The sequence below is a fragment of the Pseudomonas sp. P4_C1 genome, assembly GCF_056402155.1.
Genome location: NZ_JBFUHY010000047.1, coordinates 20852 through 37099, shown reverse-complemented (window position 1 = coordinate 37099; position 16248 = coordinate 20852). Strand labels below are relative to the sequence as shown.

Annotated in this window: 16 protein-coding genes; 6 read left to right on the top strand and 10 right to left on the bottom strand. The window is 55.4% G+C overall.

All coding sequences use genetic code 11. The features are described 5' to 3' along the window. From AC1DU9_RS20905 to thrC, 4 genes are all read right to left on the bottom strand, one after another. Positions 1 to 1356, bottom strand: a 1356-nt coding sequence (locus AC1DU9_RS20905; protein ID WP_477810733.1) for an aldehyde dehydrogenase family protein, incomplete at its 3' end; no start/stop codon positions are given. Positions 1357 to 1358: 2 nt separating this feature from the next. Beyond that, entirely contained in the window at positions 1359 to 2408 is a 1050-nt protein-coding gene (locus tag AC1DU9_RS20900; protein WP_223458021.1) for a homoserine dehydrogenase, read from the bottom strand. A 129-nt stretch (positions 2409 to 2537) separates the two neighbouring features. Then, entirely contained in the window at positions 2538 to 2975 is a 438-nt protein-coding gene (locus AC1DU9_RS20895) for an Lrp/AsnC family transcriptional regulator (protein WP_115948023.1), read from the bottom strand. A gap of 14 nt (positions 2976 to 2989) precedes the next feature. Further along, positions 2990 to 4390 (bottom strand): threonine synthase, encoded by a 1401-nt coding sequence (gene thrC, locus AC1DU9_RS20890; protein ID WP_477810732.1) that lies wholly within the window; start codon positions 4388 to 4390, stop codon positions 2990 to 2992. 237 nt (positions 4391 to 4627) lie between these two features. On the opposite strand from thrC, the gene AC1DU9_RS20885 reads away from it, so the two are divergent. Beyond that, positions 4628 to 5110 carry a DinB family protein gene (locus AC1DU9_RS20885; RefSeq protein ID WP_115948024.1) on the top strand — a complete coding sequence of 161 codons (483 nt, stop codon included), beginning with the start codon at positions 4628 to 4630 and terminating at the stop codon, positions 5108 to 5110. A gap of 67 nt (positions 5111 to 5177) precedes the next feature. Here AC1DU9_RS20885 and AC1DU9_RS20880 read toward each other — a convergent pair whose 3' ends face one another. Together AC1DU9_RS20880 and AC1DU9_RS20875 are read right to left on the bottom strand one after the other, a co-directional pair. After that, on the bottom strand, positions 5178 to 6071 hold the full coding sequence (locus AC1DU9_RS20880; RefSeq protein WP_115948025.1) for a dihydrodipicolinate synthase family protein: 894 nt from the start codon (positions 6069 to 6071) through the stop codon (positions 5178 to 5180). Between the two features lie 6 nt (positions 6072 to 6077). Then, positions 6078 to 6797, bottom strand: a complete 720-nt coding sequence (locus tag AC1DU9_RS20875; RefSeq protein ID WP_115948026.1) for a B3/B4 domain-containing protein — start codon at positions 6795 to 6797, stop codon at positions 6078 to 6080. A 213-nt stretch (positions 6798 to 7010) separates the two neighbouring features. On the opposite strand from AC1DU9_RS20875, the gene AC1DU9_RS20870 reads away from it, so the two are divergent. Further along, positions 7011 to 7562 (top strand): helix-turn-helix domain-containing protein, encoded by a 552-nt coding sequence (locus AC1DU9_RS20870; protein WP_457265905.1) that lies wholly within the window; start codon positions 7011 to 7013, stop codon positions 7560 to 7562. 285 nt (positions 7563 to 7847) lie between these two features. Here AC1DU9_RS20870 and AC1DU9_RS20865 read toward each other — a convergent pair whose 3' ends face one another. From AC1DU9_RS20865 to AC1DU9_RS20850, 4 genes are all read right to left on the bottom strand, one after another. After that, complete coding sequence (locus tag AC1DU9_RS20865; protein WP_411740695.1) at positions 7848 to 8225, bottom strand: fe2+ zn2+ uptake regulation protein; 378 nt, start codon at positions 8223 to 8225, stop codon at positions 7848 to 7850. Positions 8226 to 8295: 70 nt separating this feature from the next. Continuing rightward, positions 8296 to 10536 (bottom strand): TonB-dependent receptor, encoded by a 2241-nt coding sequence (locus tag AC1DU9_RS20860; protein WP_477810731.1) that lies wholly within the window; start codon positions 10534 to 10536, stop codon positions 8296 to 8298. A 110-nt stretch (positions 10537 to 10646) separates the two neighbouring features. Further along, positions 10647 to 11048 carry a ParB N-terminal domain-containing protein gene (locus AC1DU9_RS20855; RefSeq protein WP_457265907.1) on the bottom strand — a complete coding sequence of 134 codons (402 nt, stop codon included), beginning with the start codon at positions 11046 to 11048 and terminating at the stop codon, positions 10647 to 10649. A 26-nt stretch (positions 11049 to 11074) separates the two neighbouring features. Continuing rightward, a complete protein-coding gene (locus AC1DU9_RS20850; protein WP_477810730.1) occupies positions 11075 to 11965 on the bottom strand; it encodes an HpcH/HpaI aldolase/citrate lyase family protein in 891 nt (296 codons plus the stop codon). Between the two features lie 27 nt (positions 11966 to 11992). Here AC1DU9_RS20850 and AC1DU9_RS20845 point away from each other — a divergent pair, with 27 nt between their 5' ends. The 4 genes from AC1DU9_RS20845 (at position 11993) to AC1DU9_RS20830 (ending at position 16214) form a co-directional block, all read left to right on the top strand. Further along, the gene (locus tag AC1DU9_RS20845; RefSeq protein ID WP_223458031.1) at positions 11993 to 12304 is read left to right on the top strand and encodes a hypothetical protein; all 312 of its coding nucleotides are present in this window, start codon (positions 11993 to 11995) and stop codon (positions 12302 to 12304) included. A gap of 272 nt (positions 12305 to 12576) precedes the next feature. Continuing rightward, the gene (locus AC1DU9_RS20840) at positions 12577 to 13971 is read left to right on the top strand and encodes a Y4yA family PLP-dependent enzyme (RefSeq protein ID WP_457265908.1); all 1395 of its coding nucleotides are present in this window, start codon (positions 12577 to 12579) and stop codon (positions 13969 to 13971) included. A 14-nt stretch (positions 13972 to 13985) separates the two neighbouring features. Next, entirely contained in the window at positions 13986 to 15029 is a 1044-nt protein-coding gene (locus AC1DU9_RS20835) for a PLP-dependent cysteine synthase family protein (RefSeq protein ID WP_223458035.1), read from the top strand. A gap of 24 nt (positions 15030 to 15053) precedes the next feature. Then, the gene (locus AC1DU9_RS20830) at positions 15054 to 16214 is read left to right on the top strand and encodes an NAD/NADP-dependent octopine/nopaline dehydrogenase family protein (protein WP_223458038.1); all 1161 of its coding nucleotides are present in this window, start codon (positions 15054 to 15056) and stop codon (positions 16212 to 16214) included. Positions 16215 to 16248 lie beyond the last annotated feature (34 nt).

The window sequence follows — 16248 nt, the reverse complement described above, 5'->3', positions numbered from 1 at the left end:
ACGCACACCTTCACGCCCCATGCTCCCGTACTTGAAACCACCGAAAGGCATTGCGTCGAATCGATAGTCCGAGGAGTCGTTGATCATGACGCCGCCAGCCTCAAGCCGCTTGGCTGCCTTCAGCGCAACATTCAAATTACTGGTGAAGATCCCCGCATGCAGGCTGTAGTCTGGTTCGTTGGCGAGCGTCAGGGCCTCATCCAGGGAACCTACGCTCTGGAGTATCACGACAGGGCTGAACACTTCCTCGCACCACAGCTTGCAGTGGCGGTCGACGCTTTCCAGAACGGTGGGCGAATAAAGCGAACCGTTGCGTGTATTGCCAAACAACAAGGTTGCGCCTTTAGCGATGGCGTCATTCACCACCTCCTCGGTACGCTTGGCTGACGCCTGAGTAATCATCGGGCCGACATCCGTCTGCTCATCCGCTGGATTACCCACGATCAACTGGCTGGTTTTCTCAATGAAGCGTGTTTTGAATGCTTCGTAGAGTGGCGCCTCGATTAAAATCCGCTGGGTGCCAATGCAATTCTGTCCGGCAGCCCAAAAAGCACCCGACACACACGAATCGACTGTTTCATTCAGATCGCAATCGGCCATTACGATAACCGGGGCATTTCCGCCGAGGTCCATCGCCAGTTTCTTGAGCCCGGCTGTACGCGAGATTTGCTCACCCGTGACGAAGCCGCCCGTGAACGAAACCATGCGTACCGCCCGGTGCGCGACCAAGGCCTTGCCCAGAGCAGCACCTCCTGTGGCGACTGTCACAACAACTGGAGGCAGGCCTGCGTCGATAAGACAATCCACCAGTTTGATCGCTGATAGAGGTGTGAGCTCAGACGGCTTGAGAACAATTGCATTCCCCCCCGCAATGGCAGGTCCCAATTTATGTGCGACCAGATTTAGGGGGTCGTTGTAAGGTGTGATCGCGACAATTACACCCAGGGGCTCGCGAGTGAACCATCCCTGGCGAGATTCGGATCCGACATAAGCATCGAAAGGAATCACTTCACCGGCATTACGCTTGGCCTCCTCGGCCGACAACTTCAACGTATTGACGCAGCGCAACACCTCTTTTCTCGCTTGCTTCAGCGTTTTACCCGACTCCGCCACAATCAGTTTGGCAAAGGCGTCCTTATCACCCTCAACCGAGAACGCCGCCTTTTCCAATATGCGTGCCCGTTCATGTCGCGGCAGGTCCTTGGCAATCAAGGCACCCAAACTAGCCGTGTCGACTATCGTGGTGGCCGATGAAGCAGGCATGTCTGCCACCTCACCCACCTTGCTACCGTCAAACGGGCTAAGCACCGTAATGGCCTTATAATCAGCAGCGAGTGAGAGACTCAAGCTATTCATGATTACTTACCTGACTGGGTTTTAATCTTGTGGATGCTCACGATATCGGCGAGCAAGGCAAAGGCGGTTTCAAAGCGACCGGCACCCGCACCCACGACAGTGACAGGGCCGAGAATGGCGGTATTAAAGGTGATTGCGTTGGTTGCTCCACTCACACCGCAAAGCGCGTCATTGGATGGCAGTAACTGAGGACTAACCGAGGCAGAGATCGAGCCATCACTCAGCTTCTCTGCACTGCCGATAAGCTTCCACCGGGCATTGGCTTTCGTTGCCTCAGCAATATCTTTGGCGGTAATTTCAGAGATGCCCTTGCACAGAACATCGCTAGGCTTGAGCTTTGCACCCAGCAGTTCATTCGCCAGAATGACGACCTTAAGACGGACATCGTGCCCTTCCACATCCGCTGTTGGATCGGCTTCGGCATAACCCAACTCCTGGGCCTTTGCGACAGCGTTGGAGAAGTCCAGACCCGTCTCCATGCTGGAGAGGACAAAGTTGGATGTACCGTTGAGAATCCCTTTGAAGCCGCTGATTTCCGAACCCGCAAGCGACTCCTTGGCCAAACGGATAACGGGCGTTCCGCTCATCACAGAACCTTCAAACTCGAACCGGGCACCGGTGCTTTCAGCCAGCGCTTTCAAACTTTCAGCATGCAGCGCCACCGGCCCTTTGTTGGTGGTCACAACGCTAACGCCCTTCTCCAGAGCCCAGCGGCAGAAGGTAGTGGCTGGCTCACCGTCCACAGGGTTGGTGAACGTTGCTTCAGCGATGATATCGGCACCCGAGAAGCGGATGACCGTTTCGTTAGCGGGTTCAGCACTGCCGCCTGGCAAGGTTCTGAAGCCCCCTTTTGCGGCAGGCACTGCAGCCAACTCACGAGCATCCAGACCGTCTTTATTGATAATTGAGCCAAGGTAAAGGTCGCTGACGCCGACAATCTTCAGCTTGAAACCCAACTCATCTGCCCAGCGCGAGTTCTTATCGGCAATAAGCTGAGTTAGGGCGCGATTGACACCGCCGAAGCCAAGTAGAGCAATTTTATACTCAGTCACGACAAAATTCTCATTGTTATGTTTTGGTGCTGAAATAGTAATCCGTTAACTTGCTTTAACGAATATGGCAAACAGAACATTGTTGCGAGCAAAATGCTCGTACAACAGCGCACTCTGCTTTCGCCCGTGCTACTTGGTGCTGGATAAAACAAAAGACGTTACAGTATTTAGAACCCCTGGCAACGCTGAAATTTCACTCCAGACCCTATGAATACGATCTGAGTTCATAGCCTCAACAGTCAATACAATATCAAGATCACCACTCATCACATTGCATGAAATGACTTCAGGCATAGCTGCAACAGAACGGACAACCTCAGCATCACGCATCCTGTCTTTACGATAAACGAAGATTAACGCGTTGATGGGCCCGGCATCCGTGGAGGGCATCCCTTTAATGATCGTATACCCCCTGACGTATCCATCGCGCTCCAATCGTTCAATCCGGAGTCTGACGGCATTCCTGGACAAGTTTACTTTCATTGCAATGTCATTGTGAGCAAGCCGCGCATTACGGGTAAGTTCTTCCAATATTTTCTCATCAACCTTATCTAAAACACGTTTCATCTCTGACTCCAAACTTATAACGAGCGATACTCCGTGTCTGTGGACAACGTCCCGATGAGCTGCATCAGTGCGCCAATATCATTAGGGATTGAAATACACTTATCTGCAGGCCGAGGAGCGCCTATGCCTTTTATGGTACCGAACGCGTCCAATTCATCGATCGCTGCAGCAGGCTTTGATGGGTGTGTTGTCGCTAAGCAGATCATGGGAATAAGCAAGCTGCGCCTGCAGACACGAGCGGCTCGCAAGCCAATCGCGGTATTGGCACTGACCCGATAACCACTCTGCACAAATACCTCATGAACACTGCTGAACGCATCCGAGTCTTCCACGGCCAGCGAGTCGAAAAGTTTTCGCGCCTCCAACCATTCATCTTGCTCTAACTGAATAGCTCCCTCGCCTTCTAACAGCTCCATATTCCGGGCTACTTTATCTCCGCACCGATTAAGAATGCTCCATTGCAAGCGTTCAAAATTCGAAGCCAGTGAAACGTTCATACTAGGCGTATTGGTAAGGCGAATCTGATTGCGACTGTAGAGATTAGACTGGAGAAAATTATGTAGGCCAGCATTGGCATTGGTGGCGACGATCAATTGCCGGATAGGCAACCCCATCTCCCTGGCAATATAACCTGCATACAGCGCACCAAAATTCCCGGTTGGCACACTGAAGGCAACTTCTCTCTTAGGCGCCCCGAGCTGAAGGGCGGAATAAAAATAGAAGGATAGATGTGCAAGCACCCGGACCCAATTCACTGAATTGAACGATATGAGATGCTGCTGCGTTTTGTTGTTACACCCAAAGAACTGTTCGCATAGCCGATGGCAATCAGAATAATCCCCATCCACTGCAACGTTTACAATATTCTCTTCATCAGTACTCAATAAGCGACGTCGATGCTCTTCCGTTATTCCTCTGGAAGGATGCAATACAATTACGGTGACGCCCTGGATCCCTGAAAACGCTGTAATCGCAGCAGCGCCCGTGTCTCCGCCCGTGCAACCCACAACAAACGCTTTCTTTCCCGACTTCAGTAAAGAGTACTCAACCAGGCGAGACATCAATTGGAGGCCAAAGTCTTGATAGACGCCTGCTGGTMCATGAAACAACTCTAATATCCACTCATTACTTGCCGTCTGATAAAGCGGCGCAACCGCTTTGCTTTTGAAGCAGTCAAACGTCTCCTCGAGAATCTGAGACAGCTGATCTTGCGGGACCCACCCCCCCAGAAAAGGCTCGATCACATGGCGGGCCAGCTCATGAAAGGGCAGCCATTCCAACCTGGAGAGTTCATCACTTTGGAAGCGGGGAACCTTGCACGGCACGAACAAACCTCCATCCGGCGCGTACGAGCTCATCAGTACCTCGCTGAATTCGAATGTTTTACCAGGCGTCCGTGTGCTGACGTACTTCATGATCTTAGACACCCTCTCGCCATCTACGAGCTGCCACCCGCAAGGCGATGCTCTGCTGAAATTCAGTGCGGCGACTTTCACCGCCTGCTACCAGCTTCAGACCATTGACTATAAAAGTCAATATAGTGACTATTTAATCTGTCCAACGGCATCCGGCGCCGCTGCAGGAAGGCGCCCTGTCGCTTACCGTTTCCAACGGGCCAGGGACACTAACGCTTAGAAAATCGGGAGAACACCATGTGTACCAGGGACTTGCTGCACTCGCTTTATCAGTACAAGGCATGGTCTGAGGAGGCGCTATTCAAGTGCCTGAAAGCACCTGCGGCAACGTCCTTTCCAGTAGAAATGGAGAAGGCCTGCTATTGGCTCAGCCACATCAATATTGTTGATCAACTGTTCATCGCCCGACTGCAAGGAAAACCCGACGAGTTTGATGACGTCGTCACCGAACAACGGCAAGACATCAGTCAGTTGAAGGAGGATTTTTCGAGAGCAAATCAATGGTTTGTTAACTACACGAAATCAGTCACGGCAATGGAGCTGTCTGATCCAGTGGCATTTAATTTCAAGGACGGAAAACCAGGCAACATGACCAAGGAGCAAATCCTTGCCCATGTACTTTCCCATGGTCTACAGCATCGAGGGGGTATCGGCACGATCCTGCCACGGGAAATCCTGCAGGATCACAAGGACCATTTCACAACGTTTTTGAAACTCTAGGCACCCGTTTTCCTGCCTCATCAAGGAGGATGGGGGAGGCTTTCTCTTTCGATGTCCCAGCCGATATTCAGCTCAGTTCAAGCTCATCGATCACCGCGGCAATTCGCTTACGCCCTTCCCCAGTTATCGTTCTGAGCGGCAGTGGCAAGCTCGGAGAGTGGGTAAAACCACGAAGCTCCGCTGCTGTAGCTACCACGCGCAAGCTTCCTCCGAATTGCCTGAACAATGTCCAGAACGGCTTTAATGACTCAGAAAGGCGTGTAGCCTCGCAGGCATCACCTGACAATGCCGCTCGCGTGATTGCAAGTGCAGTGTTGGGGAACAGCCCTCCCATGACGGAGTACCAAGCGTCGCAGCCAGCATTCATGCCGACAGCAGCAAACGCATCACCACTTACTCCGATCGTAACGTGGTTCGGAATCAGCTTTCGAAGACCATCCACGCGTGCCTTGGCCAGGTAGGGGGCTTCGGGAACGCCCGGGATTTTGATTGAGCTCACATTGGGTAGCTCGGCAATGCGCCCATGCAGTTCGTCAGTAAATTCGAAATGGGTGGTGCCAGGATTGTCATAGACACATAGCGGGACTGAGATATTGGCCGTAACCGTTTCATACAGCGAAAATACATCGTCCTGAGACAATTTCTGATAGGAAACGGGTGGCAGCAACAAGGCTTTGACCCCCACCCTCTGTGCATCCTCAGCTAGCAACAACACGTCGCGGGTGCGTAGCGATCCAATACTGACCATGACAGGCACATCCCCCGCCGCCTCTACCGCCAACTGCGCAACTCGAGAGCGCTCAGCCCGAGAAAGATACGCATAGCTTCCTGTAGACCCGAGAGCACCAATGGAATCTACTTTCGCCGTCACCAGTTGCTGCACAAGGCGAGTGAACGCATTTTCGTCCACTCCCTGCTCATTCATGGGCGTCAAAGGAAATGCGCTAAGACCGGTAAACATCGTTCATCACTCCATGCATTCGCCGATCGACTCATTGGCTCCAGGACCAATCAGCGAACTCTCTATCTTGACGCCTGGCATCATCCTCTGCAGGCCTTCAATCAGCTTGTCGCCAGCTTCAGTCAGGGCTTCAAGCGGCATTGCCGGCAAACTTTCCAGAATGAACCACATGTGTTTTGCCTCAGCACTCAGCCGGGTTCTGACACCTTGCCGCCAATTCCAGCGACGGCATGTCACGCCTGTATCGTCGCGCCATACCACCTCACCAGCGTCTGGATACTCGTAAGCAGGAGCACCTTCTTTCATGGTGTCAAAAGGCTCGGTGCCGTCAGCGGCAACGAGCTGCGGAGAGCCAACATAGGCTTCTATGTTTTCCCCGCCGACCGGGATCGCATACTCAATACTGATGGCATTGTAGAGGTCGACGATGGGATCCAGGCTCGGCAAGCTGCCGTCACGTAAAACCCGCTTACGCAACGCTTCGGCTGAGCTAGGAGTCCGTTGCGGCTTAGCCCCAAACTTTCGAAAGGTATCTGCCCATGCTGCCAGATGGGCTTCTCCCCAGACTGGGTCGCCCGACAATACCGCCTTGCAAGCACGGTCCAAAGCCGCCTGAGCAACATCAGGGTGGGTCAGAGGCGCAGCTTCCACCACAATGCTCAGAGCCCTGAAGCCCGGAGCCAGCTCTGCAATGGTTTGGTCGATTAACGGCAGTACAGACAGCATCAAAAACCTCCAGTGATCCACATGTCACTTTATGCTAGTCATTGCCGACCAAAAAAGTCAATATATCGACCATGCTGACCTGCTGTAACCACCGAGTTGATTGACGAGACTATCGTCAACAGCCGAGAATCCCTGCACATTTTTTCCTCATGATCATTACCAATGACCATAAATACCGGTATATCGACCGCCCCTGGCGCTGACGCTCAGACCGTGAGCCTGGCCGTCGCACGCACGCTTAAACAAGCACGAAAGGCGCAGAAAATTACTCTGGACGAGCTTTCCCGTCGCTCTGGGGTGAGCAAGGGAATGGTCGTTGAAATAGAGAAATGTACGGCGAATCCCAGCATTGGCATCCTTTGCAAAATCGCTGCTGCGCTAGGCCTGTCAGTTGCAGACATCGTCAATGTGACCGAAGCGCCTTCTGCCCATATTATCGACAGTCAAGACATCCCCACTCTCTGGACTGGAGACCTCGGAGGGACAGCGCGGCTTCTTGCGGGCACCACAGGCCCCAACATGATCGAACTATGGCGCTGGGAAATGTTTCCAGGAGAATCCTTCACATCACAGGGACACCCTCAGGGCACGCTTGAACTGTTTCATGTGGAGAAAGGGACGCTGAAGTGTGTGGTAGGGGAAACAGAATTGGTCATCCCTGCTGGAAGCTCAGCAGTGGCGAAAACCGATGTTCTTCACTCTTATTCCAACGCTGGCAGATCCAAGCTGGTTTTCACTATGTCCGTTACGGAGATGCATCAGTAGCCAACCGATGGAACAAGCCGCCCAGCTAAATTTAAATGAGCGTTCCACCCAAAACCACCAAGTACCATACTGAATTTCAGTCAGAATCCCCGTTCGCAATCACTCGTGTAGCGGGTACGAGCGGGGGCAAGATTGGGGGCAACGTCAAAATTTTTGGCCCTGTAACCACCGCCCTAGAGCCCAGTCAAAATGTTTTTCGGGGATCCTGAGAGTCTTTAAAGAGGACGGTATATCACTTTCATGGGTTCGAGGGCCGCGACGAAAACAGCCAATCGAAAACACCTTTCAGCCATCCAGATGCTGCTTGAGCATCGCCCAGGCTTCGTCGGTGATACGGTAGCTCTTGTCGGCCTGAAGCAGGATCACGTCCTCGTCGCACAGGCGTTTAAGCACTTCGCGCACACTGACAAATGTCATCCCGGCAGACAGCGACGCCAGATAGGCATGTACCCCACGGACACCGACGGCACGCCCATCCAAAGTGGCGGCGACCAGCGCATTGAGGACCTTGAAGCGGATCAGACTCGCGCGCAGTCCATAGAAACGAAGCAATTCACGGATGTGTGCATTCAGGCTGCGATCGCATACGAACGCCAGCTGATTGGTCGCTGTCCGAAACGGTGAAGGTGCGCTTTCAGCCGCTGAGCCTGAGTTGTTCAACACGCGAATACTCCCTTTGCGAAATGTTCAGATGGGGTTGCTACGTCTGCCGTAGCAACCCTTCCCGTCTTCGTCAGAAGTCGACGGTGGCCGACAGCTGCAAGGTCCGCGGATAACCCGGGGAGAATGCGCCGTACGAAGCAACGCCCGACCAGTACTCACGATCAAACACGTTCTGCACGGTGGCGCGGAATGTCGTTGGCCGGCCTTCGATCCTGGTGGCATAACGCGCGCCGGCATCGAAACGGGTCCAGGCGTCCAGCTCCTGCGTATTGGCCTGATTGACGAATTGGCTGTCGGTGTAAATGGCACCACCGGTCAGAGTGAAGCCTTCAAGCCATGGTGTATCCCATTCGGCCCAGAAGTTGGCTTGCACGTCCGGCACACCCACCGGTTTGTTGCCGCGGTTGGCTGCTGTCGCCGAATCGGTCAACTCGCCGTCAAGCACAGTCACGCCCCCCATCAAGCGCGTGCCCGGCGCGACTTCGCCGAACATGCTCAACTCGATGCCGCGGTTGCGTTGTTCAGCCTGCACCGAGAACACGTTGCCGGCACCGATTTCACCACTTGGCTTCTCGATCTGGAACAACGCCAGCGTGGTCATGAACGTACCGAACTCATATTTGACGCCGAGTTCATGCTGCTTCGATGTGTACGGGGCGAAACTCTCACCGGCGTTGGCCGCCGTGCCTGGTGCGATGTCTCCTTTGCTCAAGCCTTCAACATAATTGTAATAGAGCGAGACATCTTCCCAAGGCTTGACCACCACGCCGACCAGTGGAGTCGTGGCACTGTCGTTGTATTTCGAGCTGACCGAACCTGCGGCGTTGTAGTTGCGTGATTMGATATACTGGCGACGTACACCGAGGGTCAACTGAAAGCGGTCATCGAGCATGGACAACGTGTCGGTCGCCGCGACGCCGGACAGATCCGATTCGGAAATGCGCAGCACCTTCGGCGAGTTGATGAATTGCTTGGGCACATCGATCGGGTGGTAAATGTTCGAACGGATTTCGGTGCCGTTGTTGATCCCTCGGGACAGTTCATCCTGGTACTGGGTCGCCATCAGCGTGGTCGTGTGAGTGATCGGCCCTGTAGCGAACACGCCGCGGATGCCGACATCGGCCGTCGAACGATCGACGTTGAATTTGTAGTAACCCGGAATGTTGCTGGTATCGCCTGCCTCATTGAGGATTCTCGGCACCTGGTCAGACAACCGCTTGACGTCCGATTTGCCGCCACCGGCATGGGCAAACACGGTAACCGCGTCAGTCAGGTCATATTCGCCCCCCAGCAAGGCCGACTGCTCTTTGGTGTCCGACCAGCCCCAGTCTTGCGGCAGGTTGGTACGACCATTGGGCGCGGACGGGACATCAATACCAGGCGCGACGGTGAATGGCCTCGACGGTGCATCGAAGCTCTCTTTCTGACTGATGTAATCAAGGTTCAAGCGCAAGCGCTCGCCGCGATAATCTAGGGCGATGGCACCGATGCCCAGGTCGCGGTGCTGATCATCAATGGCCGTGTCGCCGCCCTGCAGGTTGCCGTTGAAGCGCACGCCAAACTGGTTTTCCGAACCGAAGCGACGACTGAGATCCAGATGACCGCCAACCTGGGAATCCGAGGCGTAAGTGCCGGTGAAACGGGTCAGGTCTTCATCCAGCGGGCGCTTGGGAACGATGTTGATCACGCCACCGACGCCACTGTTGGGCGAGATGCCGTACATCAGCGCGCCCGGTCCCTTGAGCACTTCAACGCGCTCGGCGTACTCGGTGAATACGCGGTAGTTCGGCGCTACGCCATACACGCCATCGAACGCCAGTTCGCCCAGATTGCCTTCACCGACCGGAAAGCCACGGATGAAAAACGAGTCGACGATGCCGCCCGTCTGACCGGTGGAACGCACCGATGGATCACGTTCCAGTGCATCGGCCACGGTTACCGTTTGCAGGTCGRCCAAGGTCTTGGCGGTGTAACTGGTCACGCTGAACGGGGTGTCCATCACGTCCTTGTTGCCCAGCATGCCCAGGCGAGCTCCGCGCGCAACCTGGCCACCGGCGAACGCTTGCGGCAATGAGGTCGCGCCGTTGTAACGGGCGTTGATGTTGGTGGTGCCGAGGGTCAGCGTATCCGTGCCGTCATCGGTCGGCGTCGCAGCCGAAATGTTCGAGGTCTTGTCGGCGGCAACGGCTTGTTGCTCAGGGCTGGCGGCCCAGGCGTTGGCGCTTCCTGCGACCAAAACAAAATTCAGCATGGCGGTACGAATGGCGAGTGTTAACACGCGCTCACCGCAAGGACGACTGACAACAGGCATGACGTGAGGATCCTATTCATCAAGGGAAAATGGTAATCACTCCCATTGCCAGTCGATCTGCGAAAAAGTATCACCCTCGGTAAAGTTTTTTTGCTTCTGTGCGGCCAAGGTCAGGCATACAGGTGCTCCAGCGGTATCGCGACCACTGGCAACGCTGGGTCAAACGCGTGCCGGGTGGTCTTGTACGGAAAGATCTCGCCGCGGGCGATGGTGGTGAAAATCCGCGCTACTTCGAACGCCTGCCCGGTCTGCCAATGCCGCACACACACCCGCGGATCGGTGTAATCGAGCTGGATGCACGGCACTCGCTTCAAGCCYAACTGCAACGCCGCGTTGAAGCGATGATTGCCGTCCATCACGATGCCTCGCGAGCGCTCGACGATGATCGGTTCCAGCCAATGCCCGGCCCGGATAATCGACTCGCGCAGCATCGTCACGTTGGCCGGGTCGACCTGCTCCGATTGCAGCACTTCGCAAAGCGGCCGCAGCGCAATCTGATAACCGTGTTCCATGGTTGATCTCCTGATTCGCCGGGGATTCAGCAGGCATCTGCGCGAACAATCGGCGCGTATTGGCTGGCCACATCGAGCAGGCGCCGGGCGTGCTCGATCAGCGGCAAGTCGACCATCTCGCCATCCACTTGCACCGCGTGGCTACCGGTCGCAACCGCTCTCATCACCCGATCGGCCCACGCCAGTTGACGCGAATCCGGCAGGAAGGCGCGTTGCACTGTGGCCAGTTGCGATGGGTGGATGCACAGCTTGGCGCCAAAGCCCAGCGATCGCGCGTAATGCGAGTCCTTGGCGACCACCGCCAAATCGCTGATCGCCGGGGTGACGCCGTCGATCGGCGACGGCAAATCCGCCGTGCGCGAAGCCAGCACGATACGGTTGCGGGCGAACACAAACGCCTCGGGAATCTGGCTGCAGTTGATGTCCAGGGAGAAATCCAACGAGCCGAACGCCAGCCGCGTCAGCCCCGCAATCGCGGCAATAGATTCGACCTGTTGCAGGCCTTTGGCAGTCTCGATGATGGCAACGATCTTCAGTTCCGGTTGCCACTCCAGCAGGCACTCGACCACCCGCGTCAGCGCCTCGGGGCATTCGGMCTTGGGCAGGAAAATCCCGCTGCAACGCTCGGGGTAGCGCATGTCGCTGAGCCAGGTCAGGTCCTGGCGCAACAGCGAACTGCTCACGCTGTTCAGGCGGATGTAACGTTCGCAGGCGCCGCTCGGCGTCGCCTCTTGCCAGGCCCAGATGGCGGCGCGTGCGGCGGCTTTGCTGTCCGGATGAACGGCGTCTTCGAGATCGAGGATGATCGCGTCCGGCCCTGCTTCGACGGCTTTGGAAAACCGCTCGGGACGGTTGCCCGGCACGAACAGGTAGCTGATCGCGAGTGGGGTTTTGCTGCTGAGTCGATCGGATTGCATGGTGTTGCTCCTTGGCGTGAACCAGTCGTGATTTCTGAAAATTTTCAGGCCCCTTCAGCGGCGGATTTGCATGCTGTTCCGGGGTTTCTCGCAACAGCCCTTAACGCCTTATTGTTCAAGGATTTAAGGGACTTTTTATCTCGGGGCGAACGAGACCTTGAGCGTGTAAAAACACGTTCATGCGTTCGCCTTGAGCAGGTCTTTATTCAAAAATATTTGAAAACCTTACTTGATAATCGTTCTCGTTCGCAATATTGTTCACGCCGCCAAGAGGAACTATCCTCGCTTCAAAGCAAATCATCAGTATCTCGGGAAGTACCTGTCAGTGATGCCATTTGAATGTCAGTTACGGGTATTTACAGGGGATTGGCCCTCAACGAGTGGCCAATTAACACGTCCGTACAAACCATTATGGAATGGGATTCTCATGCAATTGTTTTGCGAACCATTTATTACGATCAGCGCTTCGAACCCAGACCCGGATTTCGCCTGGCATCCGCCTCCAAATTGTTTAGACCTCGTATCTGACGAGTAAAAAGACTACATGAATCGATAACGCTTAGTTATCGAAACATCAATAGCGACGTCATTTACGGGGCCAGGGGTTAACTATGCCTACAACAAATACACCCGCTGTTGAGCAACGAAATAAAGTTCATCATCCGGAGATGTTAAAGCCGCTGACCGACCCGCTTATTTCCACGCTCATCAATGACTTTCCGGGCACACTTAAAGACTTGGTCAAACAACACGGCTCACCATTGAATCTGGTCTGGCCCCATGCCTTTGAATTAAACACACATGCCTTGCTGGCGGTGTTGAAGCAGTACGACGTGCCTCATGCCCTTTTCTACGGGGCCAAGGCCAACAAGTCCCAGAGCATGCTCAGTGCAGCGGCAAATTCGGGGATCGGCGTTGATGTGTCGAGCATCCACGAGTTGCATGCAGCGCTGCGAGCCGGCACGCCAGCAGAAAAAATCTGTGCCACGGGACCGGCCAAAACTGCCGCGTTTCATCAAGCACTGATCAGCGCCGGTTCATTGATTTGCGTGGACTCGCTGGAAGAGTTCGATCACCTGAAAAGCGTGATCAACGCACAGCCAAGCCTTGCCAAAGCCAAGGTTTTACTGCGCTACAGACCTAGGAGCAGTCCAGGGAGTCGATTTGGAATGGGCTCGGAAGACTTGCTCGAAGGCCTTCAACGGTTGACGAAATACGCTGAGTCTTTTCACTTCGAGGGTTTCCATTTCCATCTCGGCGGCTATGGATTTGAACCCCGTGCACAAGCCTTTCGTGAGGTCACCGGGTTCGTCGAGGCGGCCAGGGAAATGGGCTTGAATCCGCGGATGATTGATATTGGCGGCGGCTTGCCGATTCGTTATGTCGAGCCCCAGGACTATGCTCGGTTCCTGCAAAACGACAATAACCCCAGCCATTATCATAACCTGAAAGTTCCCGCTGCCTATTACCCTTACGGCAGCGACCTGACAGCGCCGCAATGGTTGACGTTATTACTCGAGGCCGAACACTCAAAAGGCCTCTCCATCGCAAACTATTTGAACCGACAGAATATAACCCTGGCACTGGAACCCGGTCGGAGTCTGGTGGACCAGGCGGCCATTTCAATATTCCGCGTCACACGCACAAAAAAACTGGCCGACAACAAAACCGTAATTTTTGTTGAGGGCAGCAGTTTCAGCGCCTGCGAAACCTGGTTCGCTTCTGAATACCTGGTTGATCCAATACTCATCAGCACAAAAGAACTGCCCGACACACCGACCCAAGCGTATATAGCGGGCCATAGCTGCCTGGACGATGACGTCATCACTCATCGCCTGATCAACTTCGCGACTGTGCCTCAAGCCGGCGACTTATTGATTTACATCAATACCGCCGGTTATCAGATGGACTTGCTGGAGAACGAGTTTCATCGCCACCCCCTGCCCCGGCGGTTGACGGCGACCTGTTGTACGGAAGGTAACTTTGCGTTTTCACCTGACTACTAAAGGAAACAATTTAAATGATCTTGAATAAAGTATCCGACCTTATCGGTAATACGCCGATGTTGGGCATCGATGTTCCGGACACCAACGCCCGTTTATTGTTGAAAATTGAAAAAAACAATCCCGGCGGCAGTATCAAAGACCGTATGGCACGCAACATGGTATTGGCTGCGCTCAAGTCCGGTCGATTGAAACCCGGCGGCGTGGTCGTCGAGTCGTCCTCCGGCAACACCGGGATTGGCTTGGCCATGGCAGCGGTCGAGTTCGGCCTGCACTTTATCGCTGTGGTCGACCATCACGCGGCGCAAGACAAGATCGCGGTGATGAAGGCTCTGGGGGCCGACATTCGTTTCGTCAAAGGTACGTATCGCGAAGATGAAGTCGCGGTGGTCGAGCGCCAGCGTATGGCAGCCGAACTGGCGGCCGAGATCCCCGGGGCAGTGTTCATGAACCAGTCCGACAACGCAGCCAATGCCGGCGGCTACAGTGATTTCGTCCGCGAAACCATTGCTCAGGCTGAAGGCGTTGTCGGCGCTTACGTTGGTTGTGTCGGCACCGGCGGTTCGATGACCGGCATCGCACGTGGCTTGAAAGTGCACAACCCGGACACCGTGACCGTCGCGGTGGAACCCGCCGGTTCGATCGTCTTCGGCCACCCCGGCTATCCCTACTACCAATCCGGCACCGGTACGCCGGCCGGTGACACTGTCGGCCTGGTGCTCGACTACAGCTGCATCGATCTGGGTGTGCAGGTCACCGACTCTCAGGCGTTCGAAACGGCCCGCTACATCGCGCGCAACTTCGCCCTGCTGGTCGGCGGCTCGACCGGTGGTGCGATTTTCAAGGCGCTGGAGCTGATCCACAAGGGCGTACTGACCGGCAGCGTAGTTGTGCCGATTGCCGACGGCGGCGAGAAATACCTGCACACCGTGTTCGACGATAAATGGCTGCAAGAGCGCGACCTGATCGACCCGGGCATCGCACCGCAACTGGATGCCTGGCTGGGCAAGACCCAATGGCTGGAATCCGTTTCCGCGCCGCTGCAACTGAGCGTCGCATGACTCAACACACAGGAACGCCTCTCGATGAATCTGTTGAAAGTCGCCATCTGTGGTGGCGGCAGGACCGGCCATCTCAACGCCATCCTGTTCAAGCAACTGCCCAACGTTCAGGTTTCGATGCACACCCATAATCCGCAGGTCATCGAACAGCACGCCCGTCACACGCCGATGCAGGCCTTGCTGCCCGATGGCTCGACCCTGAGTGCCCGGCTGGATCGGGTAACCAGCGATGCAAAAGCGGCGGTGGAAGATGCCGACATCGTCATCATCACCGTGCCCGCCCATGCCCGACCACAAACGCTGAAGGCCATTGCGCCGCATCTGAGCGCGAGCAAACCGGTCTACGTCGGCGCGATTCCGGGGTTTTGTGGTTTCGACTGGCTGGCTGAAGCTACCCTGCCCGATCGGCCGAATGTAGTGATCTGGGGCATGAAGGATGTTCCGCATACTGCGTTCGAGCTGACACCGGGGCGCTCGATCAAAATGGGCGGCGGCAAAAGCCAGCTGTATGTGGCAACCCATGCCCGCGAGTCGCGGGCGTCCAGTCAGCAACTGGAGGAAATCCTGACGCGGTTGTACGGCCCGTGCGTGACGATGCTCGACCACTATCTGGAGATCACCCTGACGCCGGGTAACCCGATCATGCACAGCTCGGTGATCTACGGCCTCATCGGCCCGTACGGCCAGTGGCATCGCAAGATCTTCCCGCAACCCATGTGCTGGTGGACCGAGTGCCCGGAACTGGGCGCTTACTTCCTCGAACGCATGGATCAGGAAAGTCAGGACTTGTGCGCAGTGATCAGCCAACGACTGGGCATCGACCTGTCCTCGGTGAAATCCCTGAAACAGGAAATCGTCGAGGCCTACGGCGAGCAGATCCGCGACCAGAGCAGCATGCTGTCGATCCTGCGCACCAATCAGGCCTACAACGACATCCTCGCGCCGATGGTGCCAGCCGCCGGCAACCGCGCCGGTTACGTGATCGAGCGCGAGAGCCGGGCCTTCAACGAAGACGTCGCCTACGGCCTGGTGCTGCTGGTGGAAATGGCCAAACGTTTCGACCTCAAGGTGCCGTATATCGAGGAAGTCCTTCAGTGGAGCGTGGCCTACATGCAAGGCCTGCGCGACTCGGCGCTCGATTACTTCCCGAGCCACTGGCCACACACGACAAGCGCCGCCGCTTGATCTCTTTATTCAATTTTCGATGAGCAGACCGCTG

Bases quoted from the DNA above. Each gene is read 5' to 3' on its own strand.
- AC1DU9_RS20895 (WP_115948023.1), bottom strand. From the start codon at position 2,975: ATGAAACGTGTTTTAGATAAGGTTGATGAGAAAATATTGGAAGAACTT.
- AC1DU9_RS20885 (WP_115948024.1), top strand. From the start codon at position 4,628: ATGTGTACCAGGGACTTGCTGCACTCGCTTTATCAGTACAAGGCATGG.
- AC1DU9_RS20880 (WP_115948025.1), bottom strand. From the start codon at position 6,071: ATGTTTACCGGTCTTAGCGCATTTCCTTTGACGCCCATGAATGAGCAG.
- AC1DU9_RS20875 (WP_115948026.1), bottom strand. From the start codon at position 6,797: ATGCTGTCTGTACTGCCGTTAATCGACCAAACCATTGCAGAGCTGGCT.
- AC1DU9_RS20840 (WP_457265908.1), top strand. From the start codon at position 12,577: ATGCCTACAACAAATACACCCGCTGTTGAGCAACGAAATAAAGTTCAT.
- AC1DU9_RS20835 (WP_223458035.1), top strand. From the start codon at position 13,986: ATGATCTTGAATAAAGTATCCGACCTTATCGGTAATACGCCGATGTTG.
- AC1DU9_RS20830 (WP_223458038.1), top strand. From the start codon at position 15,054: ATGAATCTGTTGAAAGTCGCCATCTGTGGTGGCGGCAGGACCGGCCAT.